Origin of the sequence: Winslowiella sp. 2C04 (assembly GCF_050037805.1) — a bacterium.
In the GTDB taxonomy this organism is placed as follows: Bacteria; Pseudomonadota; Gammaproteobacteria; order Enterobacterales; family Enterobacteriaceae; genus Erwinia; species Erwinia toletana_A.
Genome location: NZ_CP188300.1, coordinates 4,164,136 through 4,182,174 on the forward strand (window position 1 = coordinate 4,164,136; position 18,039 = coordinate 4,182,174).

Genomic DNA, 18,039 nt, shown 5'->3' on the forward strand with positions numbered 1-18,039 from the left:
TAATATTATCATTTCATTATTTTTATCTGTAATGCATTATCAGATAAAATCATCCGACTTTTTTGTATGTATAAAAAAATGGAATCCATTACATCAAAATGTTGATACTCTCCAGACCAAAAAGCAAATGCGAAGTATCTCATGAAATAGCCATAATTATTGTACGTCCTAATAAAAGGTCCATCCATAATATCTATATACTCAATCCCTCCTCTTCCAAAACATAAAAACAAATCCGATATCTCAAGCGTTTTCTTAACATCTAAAACACGCCTAATAAAATAGTCAGCACTAAGTTCACTTATCAATAAATTGTTCCTGTACATTTGATTATTTTCATTTATAAAAATACTTGCTGATTCATATTTAAGATAATCTTGATATAGAAAACGTGAATTAAATATGCTTAAAATGACTTCTGATATAATTTCTAGTTTATTATCAGGTAAACTAACGGGACCAGGACACTCTCTTATAAACCCTAATTCTTTACTTAATTTCATTTAATCACCTCCTAATCTATTATTAATGCATAACAATTAAAACATCAAATATTTATTAAGCAAGGGCTAACAAATAGAAGCTATGCTTCTATTTGTTCCCTTGTTTTTCGCCCTGCGGTTGAAAAAATAAAGAATTAAAATTAATAATTTGACTCTCAAATCATAGAAAGTTGTTCAAACTTTTGCATGATTAGACTCAGCTTTACTTCATATCTGTAAAAAATTTTTGTAACCCACTTAGCCTCACAATTATAACTTATTGATTTTTATGTATTTTACAAAAACTTCTTAGTATATTCTTGCAGTCACAATATCAACCTTACCAGTATGATTGACCGTAAGTAGAAGAAGGGATAAATTATCAGATAGAATCCAAGTACCGACGAGAGATTAGAATGAATGAACAACAGTTTGGTATCTATAGTTCTCTTGAAACTTTTATAGAACAGGAAATATTTAGAGAACTTTGCAGTAATATTTTTGGAATAGGTGTAACAAACAAAATTGAAGGTATTGATGGTGCTTTAGGTACACACCCAGGTTTAAAGAGAAAGCGGAACGAAGACAGGTTGGCTGTTGGCTCTATCACCCTTAACAATAGTCTCATTTATTGTGCAATTCTCTGTGATGGTGTCGGCGGTTCTGCCTTTGGTGACTTGGCTTCTTCATTAGCTATCGCAACTATATTCGGATATTTAAGTACAGAAAATACAAACGAGCATCTTCAGAAAAAAATAGAGAATGCTGTTCTGTATGCCGATAAAACTATACAAGATAAATTATTAGGAGATGGAGCTACAACTTTAAGCTTGTTAGTTGCTTCCTCGTCTGGTGAAATCTATGCACTTAACATTGGTGATAGTAGAATTTTTTCTTGGGAGCCATCTAAAAAGGCACTAACACAAGTAAGTTGTGATGACACTATTGAAAATGAAGTTAGTAAACTAAATATTAAAGATAAAACCGCCTTGGAAGCATTTGGCTTGAAGGGCACACTATCTCAGGCTTTGGGTGAATCCAATCGTAATAGTAATGATTTAAATTTTGTTTTCTATGATAAGTCATATTTCAATGAAGGTTTTATTTTAGTAAGCGATGGTGCATGGAAAGATTCTGAGACATCTTTCGATAAAGTTATAAAAAATGCAGCTAATTCTTTAGATGTAGTAAGAAGAACATTGGCTTTAGCGACCTGGTGCGGTGGAACCGATAATTCTTCGATTATTGCTTTTTCATCAAATCCTGTATTGACTACCGAAAATAAAAATTTTAGGCATAATCATTCAAATATAATCATAGGGGATACCAAATATAGTTTCCTTAACGAAAAGACAAATATTAAAAGAGCCTCTCTTTCATATAAAAACAAAAAGAAACCCCCTACTAAATCAAAGAAAGATGACACTAATTCAAAAGAGATAACGATTGTACCTATTGGAAACAATGACAAATAAGGCCTAATCTTTATAAAGAAAGGATACATTATGATGGCTAATAGATATGTAGATGTAGGCGAGGATTTACAATTTGGCGGATTTGGAGAAGTTAGGTTATTACATGACAACTTTCTTGGAAGGAAAATCTTATGTAAATCAATGTCCAACCCAGATAATAATGACCAACTTTACAATGAAATTATCGCTTTATCTAAGGCAAGATCTCGTCATGTAGTAGAGATATACGATGTTTTATTTGATCAAAATAGGAATGTCAGTGGCATTATTATAGAGTATCTTGATGGCAGAGATTTCTCTAAATTCTATTTAGAATATGATAATAATCCAGAAGAATTTCTAAAAATCTTATTCCAAATAGCCAGTGGTCTCTATGATCTTCACAAAGCTGGAATTACCCATAGGGATTTGAAGTTAGAAAATATTAAAGCCTCCAACGCCGGAGTCGTTAAAATTTTTGATTTCGGCATATCAGCAATAACAGATGACTATATCACGAAAAACAATCGTGGAACATTGATTTATGCGGCCCCAGAATTATATTATGAAAATGCAAGGATTAGTAGGGAAATGGATATCTATGCATTTGGGATAATTGCCTGGAATCTTGTCACCACCCAAAATAATTTTGACAGAGCATTGTTAGATACTCCTCCACATTCTAAACATCAATATCAATCCCTAGCTCATGTATGTAAAAATAAATTACCAGAAGAAATAATAAATTTAATTGATGCAACATTATGTCCAAATCCAGCTAATCGCCCCACAATAGAGGAAATAGTACCTTTATTGGCAAAATACTTAGTAATACACAAGCATAAAGGGATTTTCACGGAAAACACAAGAAATGTATATGAATTATCATCTACCCAAAAAGGTGTTAAATTAAAAATAGCTCCGCTGGGAGAGATAGATATATATTATGACGGCCTCGAATTTAAAATAACCTACGTTGATGGCGATGTTTTCATCAATAATATGAGACCAAAGGTAAACACCGTCTTACCTAATTCTTGTCTATTGACATTTGGTGCCCCCCATTTACGCAACAGACGGTTTATGACTTTTTCATCTTCACATCCAGAGGTGGTATTATGACCAAAGTTTCGTTTGAAAATGACACATTACTAATTGGCAGATACCATATAATTCGCTATTTAGCCGCAGGCGGTATGCAAGAAGTATATTTATGTCATGATACTGTTCTAAATAGAGAAGTAGTTTTAAAAACGCCAAAAGCAGGGACTAAGGATAGAAGATTTAAACGAGGCGCTGAAATGGGTGCCAGAATAAATCATTCCAATGTTGCATCTACTTTAGATTACTATGAAGATGAGAATTTAACATTTTTGATAGAGGAATTCATTTCTGGGCAAGATCTTTCCAAACGAATGTCTACTGAATTTCATTATTTAGACCCACATACATGTGCCCATGTAATAAAAAATCTTGCAAAAGCACTACATGAAGCTCATAAAGTAGGAATCTGTCATAGAGATTTAAAACCCAGCAATATAATGGTATCAAATGATTTTAATCTATCTATGGTCAAGTTAACAGATTTTGGTATTGCTAAACTAGCTGAAAGCGAAATCGAATCTGAAATAGAGCTTTTTGAGAAAGATGAAAGTACCTTAACAACATCTCAAACACTATTAGGAGCAGTACCTTACATGGCCCCTGAATGTTGGGATGACTGGAAAGGCGCAGGTAAGGAAATGGATATTTGGTCATTAGGGTGTATTGCTTACCATTTATTATCAGGTCAACTTCCTTTTGGTTCTGGTCGGAGAGCAATTAGAGAAGTTGCTAGATTCCAGGATAATAATACAAAACTTTTAAAACCGCAAAATATTGGGCTCCACGCATCTTCTGCAATTTTAGAAAAAGAATTATGGGCTTTGATCACAAATTGTATTGTTGCTGACCCTCAAAAACGGCCTACCGCTGAGAATATTCTAGATGCATTCGATTCTATTTGTTATTCGAATGAGCCACGTCGTTTCGGTACAATTTATGATTTTGGTGTGCCTTATCGAGAAACAGGCCATATAATTGACAACGGTAGACAAACGGGGATGTTATTTTTCCACTCTTCAGAGTTTTACGGTAACTCGTTACCTCAGCAGGGGAAAAATGTTACCTATTCAGTATATCCCGGATTACCACATGATAGATGCTCTACAATTCTATTATTGAAATAACATTAGAGAGATCTCATTCGAGATCTCTCTAATAACATACTATATAAAAAGTATTTATATAAAAACCTTCTGTAAATGAGGCATTTGACAATCAAAATAAATGATATATATATTTTGTAAAAGGGAATTTATGAAAATATCAAGAAAATATTCTAAATCATATATTTTTTCAAATGATAGTGATACAACAACTCCTTTAAATACTTCATTAAACAATCGTACATATTGTGTGAGTGTCCGTTTCAATGAAAAAGAACTGAAAATAATTAATTCTAAAAGAGGAGAGGTTAGTAAAGGTAAGTGGCTCCGTTTACTTGCACTTGAAAAAAATACACAAACCATACCTATGACCTGCTCCCCGTTGATTAGTACACCCCGATATTAGTAATGTCTTCATAAGCCACATGAGGACATCCCCATGAAGAAGCGTTTTTCCGACCAACAGATCATCAGTATTCTCCGCGAGGCCGAAGCCGGAGTATCCGCCCGTGAACTCTGCCGCAAGCACGCCATTTCCGATGCCACGTTTTACACCTGGCGTAAGAAGTATGGTGGTATGGAGGTGCCTGAGGTTATGCGCCTGAAGTCGCTTGAAGAAGAGAATGCCAGACTCAAGAAGCTGCTTGCCGAAGCCATGCTGGATAAGGAGGCGCTTCAGGTGGCTCTGGGGCGAAAGTACTGACGACAGACCAGAAGCGGGAAGCCGTGGTGTTGATGTGTGATGCGACCGGTCTGTCGCAACGTCGTGCCTGCAGGTCGACAGGTTTATCCCTGTCGACCTGCCGCTATGAGGCTCAGCGTCCGGCTGCAGATGCACATTTATCAGGACGCATCACTGAGCTGGCACTGGAGCGCAGGCGTTTTGGCTACCGTCGCATCTGGCAGTTGCTGCGCCGTGAAGGGCTTCATGTTAATCATAAGCGCGTGTACCGGCTTTATCACCTCAGTGACCTGGGCGTAAAACGCAGAAGACGTCGTAAAGGTCTGGCAACAGAACGTCTGCCGCTGCTCCGTCCGGCGGCGCCCAATCTGACCTGGTCGATGGATTTCGTCATGGACGCATTGGCCACCGGTCGCAGGATCAAGTGCCTTACCTGCTTGGACGACTTCACGAAGGAATGCCTGACGATCACTGTTGCCTTTGGGATTTCAGGCGTGCAGGTCACGCGTATTCTGGACAGCATTGCGCTGTTTCGCGGCTATCCGGCGACGATAAGAACTGATCAGGGCCCGGAATTTACCTGCCGCACGCTCGATCAATGGGCCTTTGAGCATGGCGTGGAGCTGCGGCTTATCCAGCCCGGCAAGCCGACACAGAACGGATTTATTGAGAGTTTTAACGGACGCTTTCGCGATGAATGCCTGAATGAACACTGGTTCAGTGACGTCAGTCATACCAGGAAAACCATCAGTGAATGGCGTCAGGATTATAATGAGTGCCGCCCGCACTCCGCGCTGAATTATCAGACGCCGTCTGAATTTGCGGCGGCCTGGAGAAAGGGTAATTCTGATAGTGAAGGATCCGACATTACTAAGTGAGCGTTGTATCTAATCCTGGGGGCAGGTCAAATGCTTCACACCTTCCAGTGGTTCACGCTCCCCAGGAATCGTCCACATCGCAGTTTCAAAATCTACTTCTGACCAGCGTGCGAAGCGCAGCTCACTAGAACGAATAAATACCAATAACGTTAGTCCTACAGCTAGCCTTGTTAGTGGTCTGCCGGTGTAGGTATCAACTCGATGAAGTAGTACAGGAATGCGATTAAGTTCCAGCGCAGCGCGATGCTGTCGTTTAGCCGTAGCAACTGCACCTGCTATCGCTTGTGCGGGGTTGTAATCGATTAAACCGCTCTGCACGGCAAATCGCATAATTGCTGTTGTTCGTTGCTGTAGACGTGCTGCCACCTCAAGACGTCCAGACATCTCCACTGCCTTAATCGGTGTAAGCAGATCTCTGGTTTTTAACTCTGCGATATTTCGCTTACCAATCGCATCGAACAAATTATCTTGCAGACTTTTAAGAACACGGACACTGTGCGATGCAGACCACTTCTGATTGCTGGCGTGCCACTCTCTGGCTACCACTTCAAACGTTATCGCCTCCTGCTCCTGCTCCACCTTAACAGCTTTCTTGTTCTCACTGGGATCAACACCATTAGCTAACAGCTTACGGGCTTCGTCCCGGTGCGCTCTGGCATCCGCCAGAGAGACTTCGGGGTATTTCCCCAGCGCCAGCATCTTCTCTTTACCACCAAAGCGATAACGCAGTCGCCAATATTTGGAACCGTTAGGGTGAACCAGCAACACCATGCCTTCACCGTCAGTCAGTTTATAGGCTTTTGCTTCAGGCTTAGCCGAACGAACCTTCACATCACTCAGAGCCATGATGAGTATCCTTTCAAGGGTTCTGTGTGGGTACAAACATTATCGAACCGAGATACACCCGCAGTTGTACCCGCATCAGTAAGTTGATGTAGATTGAATCAGGTTGACTTAGGTTGAGTGAAAAAGCGAGGAAAGCCTTGCGGGAACTGGATTTTAGGCATAAAAAAAGACCTCAGTTGAGGTCTATTTACGTACTGTTGGTGCCGAAGGCCGGACTCGAACCGGCACATCTTTCGATGGTTGATTTTGAATCAACTGCGTCTACCGATTTCGCCACTTCGGCACGAAGAGGTACGCGGAAAACGTTGGGGATTATACCGTTACCCCAGATCCGCGCAACCTTAATCCTCCGGGTTGCGATCTGAGTGCTGAAAAAAACAGCGCCGCAGCCCCAACCGCCGTATTTTTCAAGCTTTTAAACTTATACAGGCAATCACGTATGCAGCCGCTTTTATCACCGCTCAAATGCTCTCGCCGGAACTTCTGCAGCCGGTTAAAGTCCGAAAGTAACTGATGTCAGACGTAAAACGGTTTTTACGCTTCAAAAAACAGGAGTTTCCAATGAAGAAGTTTACTCAGCGGGTGTTGCTGGCGGCAAGTCTCTCATCTGCACTGGTGGCCGGCAGCGCCGCAGCAGCCAGCTGGCAGGATCAGCTGCACAGCGCGGCAACGCAACTTGGTCAGCAGAATAGCGGCACCAGCAGTGCTTCACAGGGCGGTTTGTCGCTTTCCTCACTGGCTGGCCTGCTGAACGGCGGCGATAAGGCGGTGAGCGCCAATAATATGACCAACGCTGCCGGTATTCTTGAATACTGCGTGAAGAATAACGTGGTGGATAACAATGTTGCCTCGGTTAAAGAGCAGGTGCTGGATAAGCTGGGTCTGACTACCCAGACGCAAAAAACTCAGCAAACTGATTATCAGCAGGGTCTGGCAGGTCTGTTAAATACCGGCAATGGCCAGCAGCTGAATCTGAAGAGCCTCGGCGAGACCGAAATGGGCAAGAAGGTGAAAACCAAAGCCTGTGATGTGGTGCTGAAGCAGGGCAAAAACTTTATCGCGTAAGCCACTTTTGGGCGGAAGCCATTCCGCCCTGTCTCTCCCCTTCCCCTTCACGTTGGCAAAGGATGCGCCTGATGTGCGCTAACCTGATATTTAGCCGATACTTATTGGTAAGTCGCGCATGATGAAAATAATGAATTTCACCAGCAATGCCGATGTCGTGAAGTTTTCACTAAATAGTCATGCCCGCTAATGGAGCCGCCACTATGAGCACACCCCTGTTGATTGCCCGCACTCAAGAAACTCAGCTGCATCTGCTGTCGAATATGGCAAACCGCCACGGCCTGATTACCGGCGCGACCGGCACCGGTAAGACCGTGACGTTGCAGAAGCTGGCGGAGTCGTTTTCAAATATCGGCGTGCCGGTGTTTATGGCGGATGTCAAAGGTGATTTGACCGGTATTGCCGCCGAGGGCGTCGCGTCTGAGAAGCTGTTGGCGCGGCTGGCAGCTATCGGCGTTAACGACTGGCAACCTCAGGCGAATCCTGCGGTGCTGTGGGATATTTTTGGCGAAAAAGGCCATCCGGTGCGCGCGACGGTGTCGGATCTTGGCCCGCTGCTGCTGGCACGTTTGTTGAATCTGAATGAGGTGCAGTCGGGCGTGCTGCAAATTATTTTCCGCATCGCCGACGATCAGGGATTGCTGCTGCTCGATTTTAAAGATCTGCGCGCCATGACGCAGTATATCGGTGATAACGCCAAATCTTTCCAGACGCAGTACGGCAATATTAACAGCGCCTCGGTCGGTGCGATTCAGCGCGGGCTGCTGTCGCTTGAGCAGCAAGGTGCCGAGTACTTTTTTGGCGAGCCCATGCTGGATATCAAAGACTGGATGCGCACTGATGCCAACGGAAAAGGCGTGATTAATATTCTGTCGGCGGAAAAGCTGTATCAGATGCCAAAACTGTACGCCACTACCCTGCTGTGGATGCTGTCGGAACTGTATGAGCAGCTGCCGGAAGCCGGTGATATCGATAAGCCAAAGCTGGTGTTTTTCTTTGATGAAGCGCATTTGCTGTTTAACGATGCGCCGCAGGTGCTGCTGGATAAGATTGAACAGGTGATCCGTCTGATTCGCTCGAAAGGCGTCGGCGTCTGGTTTGTTTCGCAGAACCCGTCGGATATTCCGGATGTGGTGCTCGGCCAGCTGGGTAACCGCATTCAGCATGCGCTGCGCGCCTTTACCCCACGCGATCAGAAAGCAGTAAAAGTTGCTGCGCAAACCATGCGCGCCAATCCGGCCTTCGATACCGTGACGGCGATTCAGGAGCTGGGGACTGGTGAAGCGCTGATTTCATTTCTTGATGAGAAAGGTAGCCCGTCGGTTGTGGAGCGTGCGATGGTGATTGCGCCTTGCTCACGGATGGGGCCGGTGAGCGCCGATGAGCGTAACGGGCTGATTAATCACTCGCCGCTGTCGGGCAAGTATGACGAAGCCGTCGATCGTGAATCCGCCTATGAGATGCTGCAAAAAGGCGTGCAGGCGGCCAGTGAACAGCAGCAGGCTCCTCAGGCTAAAGGCCAGTCCGCCGGTGTGGATGGCGGAATTCTCGGTGGACTGAAAGATATTCTGTTCGGCACTACCGGCCCGCGTGGCGGTAAGCGCGATGGCGTGGTGCAGACTATGGCGAAGAGCGCCACCCGCCAGATTACCAATCAAATTATCCGCGGTGTGTTGGGCAGCATTATGGGAGGCCGCAAGCGCTAAGCGAAGGTTATGGATAAAGAGACTGAATTAAAGAGAGTGAAGCGCATCGCCCTGCTGCTGCTGTGTATCGCGGCCGGGGTGTTTGTCACCACGCTGTTTTTCCCGCCGGGCTTTTGGGTCAGCGGGATTAAAGCGATCGCCGAAGCGGCGATGGTCGGCGCGCTGGCCGACTGGTTTGCGGTGGTGGCGCTGTTTCGCCGGGTGCCGGTGCCGTTTATTTCGCGCCATACGGCGATTATTCCGCGCAATAAAGATCGTATCGGTGACAATCTGGGCCGCTTTGTGCAGGAGAAGTTTCTGGATACCCAGTCGCTGCTGGCGCTGATCCGTCGGCACGATCCGGCGCAGATTATTGCCAACTGGCTGAGTGCGCCAGCGAATGCCGAGCGGCTTGGCCGTCATCTGTTGCAGCTGATGCGCGGCTTTCTTGATATGACCGACGATGCGCGCATTCAGCGCTTTATACGCCGCGCGGTGCATAAAGCGATCGATAAGGTCGATCTTACCCAGTCCAGCGCCATGCTGCTGGACAGCCTGACCAAAAATAATCGCCATCAGGAGCTGCTCGATGCGGCGATTGAGCAACTGCTGAAGCTGATTAATAAGCCCGGTACCCGTGATTTTATCGCCCTGCAGCTGGTGCGCTGGCTGAAGCGCGAACATCCGATTAAAGCCAAAATGCTGCCGACCGAGTGGCTGGGTGAACACAGTGCCGATCTGGTGTCGAACGCGGTGAATTCGATTCTTGATGATATCGGTCAGGATCGCGGTCACGAGCTGCGGCAGGGTTTTAACCGCGCGGTAGAGCGGCTGATTGAGAAGCTGAAGCACGATCCGGAGATGAAGCAGCGCGCTGAGAGTATCAAGGCTTATCTGAAAGAAGATGAGGCGCTGAATAATTATATTGCTGAACTGTGGGGCGATTTACGCGGCTGGCTGAAACAGGATCTGAACAGTGATGATTCGGCGGTACAGGCAAAAATTACCGCTGCCGCGCAGTGGTTTAGCGAAACGCTGCTGAATGATGCCAGCCTGCGCGCCTCGCTGAATCAGCATATGGAAGACGCCGCCAGCACCGTTGCACCGGATTTCGCCGCGTTTCTTACCCGCCATATTAGCGATACGGTGAAAAGCTGGGATGCACGCGATATGTCGCATCAGATTGAAGTGAATATCGGTAAAGACCTGCAGTTTATCCGCATTAACGGCACGCTGGTTGGCGGGACTATTGGGCTGATTCTCTATCTGCTGTCGCAGATACCGGCAGTGCTGCCGTTAATCGGGTAGCCAACGTACGGGCGGCGAGAATGTCGCCCGTACGTTTAACGGTGTTACCGGCGTTTCAGCAGCATAAACATGCTGATAGCGAAGAACGCCGCGCTGGGTAGTACTGCACCGAGGAAAGGTGGAATGTTATATACCAGACTGAGCGGGCCGAAGATCTGGTCCAGCACATAGAACAGGAAGCCAAAGCTGATACCGGTGACCACGCGCATACCCATCGACACGCTGCGCAGTGGGCCAAAGATAAACGACAGCGCCATCAGCATCATCACCGCCACTGATAACGGCTGGAAGATTTTACTCCACATATTCAACTCGTAACGTCCGGCTTCCTGACCACTCTGCCTCAGGTATTTGGTGTAGTCATACAGGCCGGTAATCGACAATGCGTCCGGGTCCAGTGCGACCACACCGAGCTTATCCGGGGTCAGGCTGGTTCGCCATTCACCGCTGACGGTCTGGCTGCCCGTTACCTGCAACGGATTGGTCAGGTTCGACTCATCCACCTGCGACAGCTTCCACACTTTATTGTCGTGATCATAGGTTGCAGAGGCGGCATAGCGCACGCTCTGTAAACGCCGCTGATCGTTAAAGCTGTAGATACTGATACCGCCGAGATCGTTATTGTCTTTCAGCCGCTGGATGTAGACAAAGTTGTTACCGTCTTTAGCCCACAAGCCGTTTTTGGTCGACAGCAGTGAACCGCCCAGCTGCTGCTGCGCACGATAGTTACGCGCCATCTGCTCGCCTTGCGGCGCAACAAATTCACCAATCACCATCGTCAGGATAACCAGCGGAATCGCCGTTTTCATCACCGACAGCGCAATCTGCAACCGGGTAAAGCCCGATGCCTGCATCACCACCAGTTCGCTACGCTGCGCCAGCGTACCAAGACCAAGCAGTGCGCCCAACAGCGCCGCCATCGGGAAGAAGATCCCAATATCTTTTGGCACGCTAAGGATGGTGAACAGACCCGCACCGAGCGCGGTGTAATCGCCCTGGCCCGTTCTGCGCAGCTGATCGACAAACTTTATAATGCCGGAGAGCGACACCAGCATGAACAGCGTCATCATGATGGTGTTAAAGATGGTTTTACCGATATATCTGTCGAGTACGCCAAACATTACACGCTACCTCCCTTGTTAAAGCGTGCACGAATCCGACGCATCGGTACCGTGTCCCACAAGTTAAGTGCAATGGCTAATGCCAGATACAGCAGGTTGACCATCCACATCCAAATCGCCGGGTCGAGACGCCCTTTCGCGCCGTTTGACCGTAACGAGCTTTGCAGCAGGAAGAAGATCAGATACAGCAGCATCGCCGGCAGCATCGACAGTACCCGGCCCTGACGTGGATTCACCACGCTGAGCGGCACCACCATCAGCGCCATCGCCAGCACCGCAAACACCATCGTCAGACGCCAGTGCAGCTCGCTGCGGAACTCCGGGTTGTCAGATTTCAGCAGATTAGCAAAGCTGGACTGCGCCGAGTCGTTAGGATCAATCACTGCCGCTTTGTAGCCGACTACCGCCTGATAATTCTCGAAATCGGTAATGCGGAAATCACGCAGTAACGCAGTGCCTTCGAAGCGGGTGCCGCGGTCCAGCGTCACCACCTGAGAACCGTCACGACGCTGCTCCATATGGCCGCTGTCAGCCAGCACCACCGAGGGACGCGCGTTGCCGCTTGGGCGCAGCTGTGCCAGGAACACATTGCCAAAGGCATTGCCTTTCACGTTCTCAATAAACAGCACCGAGTTACCATCGCTGGACTGCTGGAACTGTCCGGCGGCCAGCGCTGCCGCGCCAGGGTTAGCCTTGGCGTTTTGCGTCACTTCATTTTGATAACGCGCCGACCAGGGCCCGAGCCAGACGACGTTGATCGTTGCCACCACGGAGGTAAACAGCATCAAAATCATCGCGGCTTTGACCAGCACGGCTTTACTTAAGCCGCAGGCGTGCATCACCGTAATTTCGCTTTCGGTGTATAACCGGCCCAGCGTCATTAAGATGGCAAGAAACAGGCTCAACGGCAGGATAAGTTGTGCCATTTCCGGCACGCCGAGGCCTAACAATGTCAGAACTAAATTTGTCGGAATTTCGCCATCTACCGCGGCACCCAGAATCTTGACTAACTTCTGACAAAAGAAGATCAGCAGCAGGATAAAGAGGATTGCCAGCTGGCTTTTGAGCGTTTCCCGAACCAGATATCTAATGATGATCACGCTTAGTACGCCTGTGAAAACTTGTCTTTTTGCAGGAAAATCGATAGTTTCATCGCTTGTTCGCCATTTTTTCTCATCAATGGCAGTCGTCATAGCTAATATTGTATGACACAAGCGTTTAGATGACACAAAAAACCACGATTGTCATCGAAACTCAATCTGACGTCCGTTTACTAAACGTCGATACGCAACGGTTTTATGCGTTACGAAAGCGCTACATTCTAGCCGTAGCAGACGCCGTTGTCTTTAAGATTCAGGAGAGTGCATGGAGTTCAGTGTAAAAAGCGGTAGCCCGGAAAAACAGCGCAGTGCCTGTATTGTCGTTGGCGTCTTTGAACCGCGTCGGCTGTCACCGATTGCTGAACAGCTGGATAAAATCAGCGATGGCTACATTAGCGCCCTGCTGCGCCGTGGCGAACTGGAAGGAAAAGTAGGCCAGACTCTGCTTCTGCATCATGTGCCGAACATCCTGTCTGAGCGTATTCTATTGATTGGCTGCGGTAAAGAGCGCGAACTTGATGAGCGCCAGTACAAGCAGGTGATCCAGAAAACCATCAATACCCTGAATGATACCGGCTCGATGGAAGCAGTGTGTTTCCTCACCGAGCTGCACGTTAAAGGCCGTAATACCTACTGGAAAGTACGCCAGGCGGTAGAGACCTCGAAAGAGTCGCTGTACAGCTTCGATCAGCTGAAAAGTAACAAAGTCGAACCGCGTCGTCCGCTGCGTAAAATGGTGTTTAATGTGCCAACGCGCCGTGAACTGACCAGCGGTGAGCGTGCCATTCAGCATGGTCTGGCGGTCGCCGCCGGCGTGAAAGCGGCGAAAGATCTCAGTAATATGCCGCCAAATATTTGTAACGCCGCGTATCTGGCTTCACAGGCGCGTCAGTTGGCCGACAATTACAGCAAAAATATTACCACTCGCGTTATCGGCGAACAGCAGATGAAAGAGCTGGGCATGAATGCCTATCTGGCCGTCGGCCAGGGCTCACAAAATGAGTCGCTGATGTCGGTGATTGAGTACAAAGGCAATCCGGATCCGGACAGCAAGCCGATTGTGCTGGTCGGTAAAGGCCTGACCTTCGACTCCGGCGGTATCTCGATCAAACCCGCTGACTCGATGGACGAGATGAAGTACGACATGTGTGGTGCCGCGTCGGTCTATGGCGTGATGCGCATGGTGGCCGAACTGAATCTGCCGCTGAACGTGGTCGGCGTGCTGGCCGGGTGTGAAAATATGCCGGGTGGCCGCGCCTTCCGTCCGGGCGACGTGCTGACGACGATGTCCGGCCAGACGGTGGAAGTACTGAACACCGATGCCGAAGGTCGTCTGGTGCTTTGTGATACCCTGACCTACGTCGAACGTTTCGATCCGGACGTGGTTATCGATATTGCCACCCTGACCGGTGCCTGCGTGATTGCGCTGGGCCACCATATCAGCGGGCTGATGTCGAACCATAATCCGCTGGCGCATGAGTTGATTGGCGCGTCAGAGCAGGCCGGTGACCGCGCGTGGCGTCTGCCAATGGCCGATGAGTATCAGGATCAGCTGGAGTCGAACTTCGCCGATATGGCCAACATTGGTGGCCGTCCGGGTGGTGCGATTACCGCAGCCAGCTTCCTTGCGCGCTATGCGCGTAAGTACAACTGGGCTCATCTTGATATCGCCGGTACCGCATGGCGTTCAGGTAAAGCTAAAGGGGCGACCGGTCGTCCGGTCGCGCTGCTGTCGCAGTTCCTGTTAAATCGTGCGGGCTTAAACGGCGACGATTAATCGCGTATCATCTCCCGTCGGGGCGGCGTTTTCGCCGCCCGTTTCAATAACAGGCATCACAAATGAAAAACGCAACCTTCTATCTGCTGGAAACCGATACCCCGGTTGATGGACTCAGCGCACTTGAAGCGCTGGTGTGTGAACTGGCGGAAGCGCGCTGGCGCGCGGGGAAGCGTGTGCTGATTGCCTGCGAATCTGAACAGCAGGCGATTAAACTGGATGAAGCCTTATGGCAGCGTCCGGCCAGCGCCTTTGTTCCACACAATCTGGCTGGTGAAGGCCCGAAATATGGCGCACCGGTTGAGCTGGCCTGGCCACAGCGTCGTGGCAATGCGCCACGCGATCTGTTGATCAGCCTGCTGCCGCAGTTTGCAGATTTTGCCACTGCTTTCCATGAAGTGATAGACTTCGTACCTTACGAAGAATCTCTCAAACAGCTGGCGCGCGACCGCTATAAAGCTTATCGCAGCGTCGGATTCCACTTGAATACGGCAACGCCGCCTTTGCCCAGAACGACATAGCAGAAATGGAAAAGACATATAACCCGCAAGATATCGAACAGCCGCTTTACGAGCACTGGGAAAAGCAGGGCTACTTTAAACCGAATGGCGATACCAGCCAGGAAAGCTTCTGCATCATGATCCCGCCGCCGAACGTCACCGGTAGCTTGCATATGGGTCACGCTTTCCAGCAAACCATCATGGATACCATGATCCGTTACCAGCGCATGCAGGGTAAAAATACCCTGTGGCAGGCCGGTACCGATCACGCCGGTATTGCGACCCAGATGGTGGTTGAGCGCAAGATCGCCGCTGAAGAAGGCAAAACGCGTCAGGATTACGGTCGCGACGCGTTTATCGACAAAATCTGGCAGTGGAAAGCTGAATCCGGTGGCACCATTACCCGTCAGATGCGTCGTCTGGGTAACTCCGTGGACTGGGAGCGCGAGCGCTTCACCATGGATGAAGGCCTGTCCAATGCGGTGAAAGAAGTGTTTGTTCGCCTGCATAAAGAGAATCTGATTTATCGCGGCAAACGCCTGGTCAACTGGGACCCGAAACTGCGCACCGCCATTTCCGATCTGGAAGTGGAAAACCGCGAGTCCAAAGGTTCCATGTGGCACGTGCGTTATCCGCTGGCTGACGGCGTGAAAACCGCTGATGGCAAAGATTACCTGGTGGTTGCAACCACCCGTCCGGAAACCGTGCTGGGTGATACCGGCGTGGCGGTTAACCCGGAAGATCCGCGCTATAAAGATCTGATTGGCAAATTTGTGGTGTTGCCGCTGGTGAATCGCCGTATTCCGGTAGTCGGTGATGAACACGCCGACATGGAAAAAGGCACCGGCTGCGTGAAAATCACCCCGGCGCACGATTTCAACGACTATGAAGTCGGCCGTCGTCACAAGCTGCCCATGATCAATATTCTGACCTTTGACGGTGATATCCGTGAGAGCGCTCAGGTTTACGATACTAACGGCGAAGAGTCTGACGTCTATGACGGCGCAATCCCGGCTGAGTTCCAGAAACTGGAGCGTTTTGCCGCGCGTAAAGCGATTGTTGCCGCAGTTGACGCACTCGGCCTGCTGGAAGAGATCAAACCGCACGATCTGACGGTGCCTTACGGCGACCGTGGCGGCGTGGTGATTGAACCAATGCTGACCGATCAGTGGTACGTGCGCACCGCGCCGCTGGCGAAAGTAGCGGTAGAAGCGGTGGAGCAAGGTGATATCCAGTTCGTACCGAAGCAGTACGAAAACATGTACTTTTCATGGATGCGTGATATCCAGGACTGGTGTATTTCACGTCAGCTGTGGTGGGGTCACCGTATTCCGGCCTGGTACGACGAAGCCGGTAACGTCTATGTTGGCCGCAGCGAAGAAGAAGTGCGCGCGGAAAACAATCTCGGTGCAGAAATCGCCCTGAAGCAGGATGAAGACGTACTGGATACCTGGTTCTCTTCCGGCCTGTGGACTTTCTCAACTCTCGGCTGGCCAGAAAACACCGAAGCGCTGCGTACCTTCCATCCGACCAGCGTTATGGTCAGCGGTTTCGACATCATTTTCTTCTGGATTGCGCGCATGATCATGCTGACCATGCACTTTATGAAAGATGAAAACGGCAAGCCGCAGGTTCCATTTAAGACCGTGTATATGACCGGCCTGATCCGCGACGACGAAGGGCAGAAGATGTCCAAGTCAAAAGGTAACGTCATCGATCCGCTGGATATGGTTGACGGTATTTCGCTGGAAGCGCTGCTGGAAAAACGTACCGGCAATATGATGCAGCCGCAGATGGCCGAGAAGATCCGTAAGCGTACTGAAAAACAGTTCCCGAACGGCATCGAACCACACGGCACCGACGCACTGCGCTTTACGCTGGCTGCACTGGCTTCGACCGGTCGCGATATCAACTGGGATATGAAACGCCTGGAAGGTTATCGCAACTTCTGTAACAAGCTGTGGAACGCCAGCCGCTTTGTGCTGATGAACACCGAAGATCAGGATTGCGGTCAGAACGGTGGCGAAATGGTGCTGTCACTGGCCGATCGCTGGATTCTGGCAGAATTCAACCAGACGGTGAAAGCATATCGAGAAGCGCTGGATAGCTATCGCTTTGATATTGCTGCCAACATTCTGTACGAATTCACCTGGAACCAGTTCTGTGACTGGTATCTGGAGCTGACCAAGCCAGTTATGAACGGCGGTTCTGAAGCGGAACTGCGCGGTACGCGCCATACGCTGATTGAAGTGCTGGAGTCGCTGCTGCGCCTGGCGCATCCGATTATACCGTTTATCACCGAGACCATCTGGCAGCGGGTGAAAGTGCTGAAAAATATCAGCGACGACACCATTATGCTGCAACCGATCCCGGCGTTTGACGTTGAGAAAGTGGATGCAGCCGCGTTGGCCGACACCGAGTGGCTGAAGCTGGCAATTGTCGCAGTACGTAACATTCGTGCTGAGATGAATATTGCGCCAGGCAAGCCGTTACCGGTTCTGCTGCGTGGCGCGAATGCTGAAGCCCAGCGTCGCGTTACCGACAACCGCAGCTTCCTGCAGACGCTGGCGCGCCTGGAGAGCATCACCCTGCTGCCTGCCGATGACAAAGGCCCGGTATCGGTCACCAAACTGATCGACGGTGCTGAGCTGCTGATTCCAATGGCAGGCCTGGTGGATAAAGCTGCCGAGCTGGATCGTCTGGCGAAAGAAGTGACCAAGCTGGAAGTGGAGATTGACCGTATCGCCGGTAAACTCTCCAATGAAGGGTTTGTGTCACGCGCGCCGGAAGCGGTTGTGGCGAAAGAGCGTGAGCGCATGGAAGAGTGCGAGCAGGCTAAAGTGAAACTGATTGAACAGCAGGCGGTTATCGCCGCGCTGTAATCTGTACCAGCGTGGTCGGGTTCGCCCGGCCACGCTGCTGAGTTCCCCCTTC

The 18,039-nt window shown here is 49.0% G+C and carries 13 protein-coding genes, 1 tRNA gene and 1 pseudogene; 10 read left to right on the forward strand and 5 right to left on the reverse strand.

Translation table 11 applies throughout. The features are described 5' to 3' along the window. Positions 1-8: 8 nt before the first annotated feature. Positions 9-503 carry a hypothetical protein gene (locus tag ACP3TC_RS18855; RefSeq protein WP_426817046.1) on the reverse strand — a complete coding sequence of 165 codons (495 nt, stop codon included), beginning with the start codon at positions 501-503 and terminating at the stop codon, positions 9-11. A 395-nt stretch (positions 504-898) separates the two neighbouring features. Between ACP3TC_RS18855 and ACP3TC_RS18860 the strand changes: the two genes are divergently transcribed. The 4 genes from ACP3TC_RS18860 (at position 899) to ACP3TC_RS18875 (ending at position 5,703) form a co-directional block, all read left to right on the forward strand. Beyond that, a complete protein-coding gene (locus ACP3TC_RS18860; RefSeq protein WP_426817047.1) occupies positions 899-1,957 on the forward strand; it encodes a PP2C family protein-serine/threonine phosphatase in 1,059 nt (352 codons plus the stop codon). A 30-nt stretch (positions 1,958-1,987) separates the two neighbouring features. After that, positions 1,988-3,058 carry a serine/threonine-protein kinase gene (locus ACP3TC_RS18865; protein ID WP_426817048.1) on the forward strand — a complete coding sequence of 357 codons (1,071 nt, stop codon included), beginning with the start codon at positions 1,988-1,990 and terminating at the stop codon, positions 3,056-3,058. Continuing rightward, a complete protein-coding gene (locus ACP3TC_RS18870; protein ID WP_323644230.1) occupies positions 3,055-4,164 on the forward strand; it encodes a serine/threonine-protein kinase in 1,110 nt (369 codons plus the stop codon). The genes ACP3TC_RS18865 and ACP3TC_RS18870 overlap by 4 nt, the downstream gene beginning before the upstream one ends. A gap of 418 nt (positions 4,165-4,582) precedes the next feature. Further along, positions 4,583-5,703, forward strand: a protein-coding gene (locus tag ACP3TC_RS18875) for an IS3 family transposase (RefSeq protein ID WP_426817049.1) whose coding sequence is annotated in 2 segments (ribosomal slippage) — positions 4,583-4,841 and positions 4,841-5,703 — 1,122 coding nt in all. Because the reading frame shifts where the segments join, the coding sequence is not laid out codon by codon here. A 30-nt stretch (positions 5,704-5,733) separates the two neighbouring features. Here the strand turns inward: ACP3TC_RS18875 and ACP3TC_RS18880 are convergent. Together ACP3TC_RS18880 and ACP3TC_RS18885 are read right to left on the reverse strand one after the other, a co-directional pair. After that, positions 5,734-6,549, reverse strand: a pseudogene (locus ACP3TC_RS18880) (tyrosine-type recombinase/integrase); the annotation flags it as partial. Positions 6,550-6,747: 198 nt separating this feature from the next. Further along, positions 6,748-6,832, reverse strand: a tRNA-Leu gene (locus tag ACP3TC_RS18885). Between the two features lie 278 nt (positions 6,833-7,110). On the opposite strand from ACP3TC_RS18885, the gene ACP3TC_RS18890 reads away from it, so the two are divergent. From ACP3TC_RS18890 to ACP3TC_RS18900, 3 genes are all read left to right on the forward strand, one after another. Further along, positions 7,111-7,614 carry a DUF2501 domain-containing protein gene (locus ACP3TC_RS18890; RefSeq protein WP_426817050.1) on the forward strand — a complete coding sequence of 168 codons (504 nt, stop codon included), beginning with the start codon at positions 7,111-7,113 and terminating at the stop codon, positions 7,612-7,614. Positions 7,615-7,817: 203 nt separating this feature from the next. After that, positions 7,818-9,320, forward strand: a complete 1,503-nt coding sequence (locus ACP3TC_RS18895) for a helicase HerA-like C-terminal domain-containing protein (RefSeq protein ID WP_426817051.1) — start codon at positions 7,818-7,820, stop codon at positions 9,318-9,320. A 9-nt stretch (positions 9,321-9,329) separates the two neighbouring features. Beyond that, positions 9,330-10,607 (forward strand): DUF445 domain-containing protein, encoded by a 1,278-nt coding sequence (locus tag ACP3TC_RS18900; protein WP_426817052.1) that lies wholly within the window; start codon positions 9,330-9,332, stop codon positions 10,605-10,607. A gap of 44 nt (positions 10,608-10,651) precedes the next feature. Here the strand turns inward: ACP3TC_RS18900 and lptG are convergent, their stop codons facing one another. Next, complete coding sequence (gene lptG / locus ACP3TC_RS18905; protein WP_313855403.1) at positions 10,652-11,728, reverse strand: LPS export ABC transporter permease LptG; 1,077 nt, start codon at positions 11,726-11,728, stop codon at positions 10,652-10,654. Further along, the gene (lptF, locus tag ACP3TC_RS18910; RefSeq protein ID WP_426817053.1) at positions 11,728-12,828 is read right to left on the reverse strand and encodes an LPS export ABC transporter permease LptF; all 1,101 of its coding nucleotides are present in this window, start codon (positions 12,826-12,828) and stop codon (positions 11,728-11,730) included. Before lptF ends, lptG begins: the two co-directional genes overlap by 1 nt. A 265-nt stretch (positions 12,829-13,093) precedes the next feature. On the opposite strand from lptF, the gene pepA reads away from it, so the two are divergent. The 3 genes from pepA (at position 13,094) to ACP3TC_RS18925 (ending at position 17,987) form a co-directional block, all read left to right on the forward strand. Next, a complete protein-coding gene (gene pepA, locus ACP3TC_RS18915; RefSeq protein ID WP_052898331.1) occupies positions 13,094-14,605 on the forward strand; it encodes a leucyl aminopeptidase in 1,512 nt (503 codons plus the stop codon). A gap of 62 nt (positions 14,606-14,667) precedes the next feature. Further along, positions 14,668-15,126 (forward strand): DNA polymerase III subunit chi, encoded by a 459-nt coding sequence (locus tag ACP3TC_RS18920; RefSeq protein ID WP_313855400.1) that lies wholly within the window; start codon positions 14,668-14,670, stop codon positions 15,124-15,126. A 5-nt stretch (positions 15,127-15,131) separates the two neighbouring features. Then, positions 15,132-17,987: a valine--tRNA ligase gene (locus ACP3TC_RS18925; protein WP_426817054.1), complete on the forward strand. Its 2,856-nt coding sequence runs from the start codon at positions 15,132-15,134 to the stop codon at positions 17,985-17,987. Positions 17,988-18,039: the final 52 nt, after the last annotated feature.

Bases quoted from the DNA above. Each gene is read 5' to 3' on its own strand.
- ACP3TC_RS18865 (WP_426817048.1), top strand. From the start codon at position 1,988: ATGATGGCTAATAGATATGTAGATGTAGGCGAGGATTTACAATTTGGC.
- pepA (WP_052898331.1), top strand. From the start codon at position 13,094: ATGGAGTTCAGTGTAAAAAGCGGTAGCCCGGAAAAACAGCGCAGTGCC.
- ACP3TC_RS18890 (WP_426817050.1), top strand. From the start codon at position 7,111: ATGAAGAAGTTTACTCAGCGGGTGTTGCTGGCGGCAAGTCTCTCATCT.
- ACP3TC_RS18920 (WP_313855400.1), top strand. From the start codon at position 14,668: ATGAAAAACGCAACCTTCTATCTGCTGGAAACCGATACCCCGGTTGAT.
- ACP3TC_RS18870 (WP_323644230.1), top strand. From the start codon at position 3,055: ATGACCAAAGTTTCGTTTGAAAATGACACATTACTAATTGGCAGATAC.
- ACP3TC_RS18925 (WP_426817054.1), top strand. From the start codon at position 15,132: ATGGAAAAGACATATAACCCGCAAGATATCGAACAGCCGCTTTACGAG.
- lptG (WP_313855403.1), bottom strand. From the start codon at position 11,728: ATGTTTGGCGTACTCGACAGATATATCGGTAAAACCATCTTTAACACC.
- ACP3TC_RS18895 (WP_426817051.1), top strand. From the start codon at position 7,818: ATGAGCACACCCCTGTTGATTGCCCGCACTCAAGAAACTCAGCTGCAT.
- ACP3TC_RS18900 (WP_426817052.1), top strand. From the start codon at position 9,330: ATGGATAAAGAGACTGAATTAAAGAGAGTGAAGCGCATCGCCCTGCTG.
- ACP3TC_RS18855 (WP_426817046.1), bottom strand. From the start codon at position 503: ATGAAATTAAGTAAAGAATTAGGGTTTATAAGAGAGTGTCCTGGTCCC.
- ACP3TC_RS18860 (WP_426817047.1), top strand. From the start codon at position 899: ATGAATGAACAACAGTTTGGTATCTATAGTTCTCTTGAAACTTTTATA.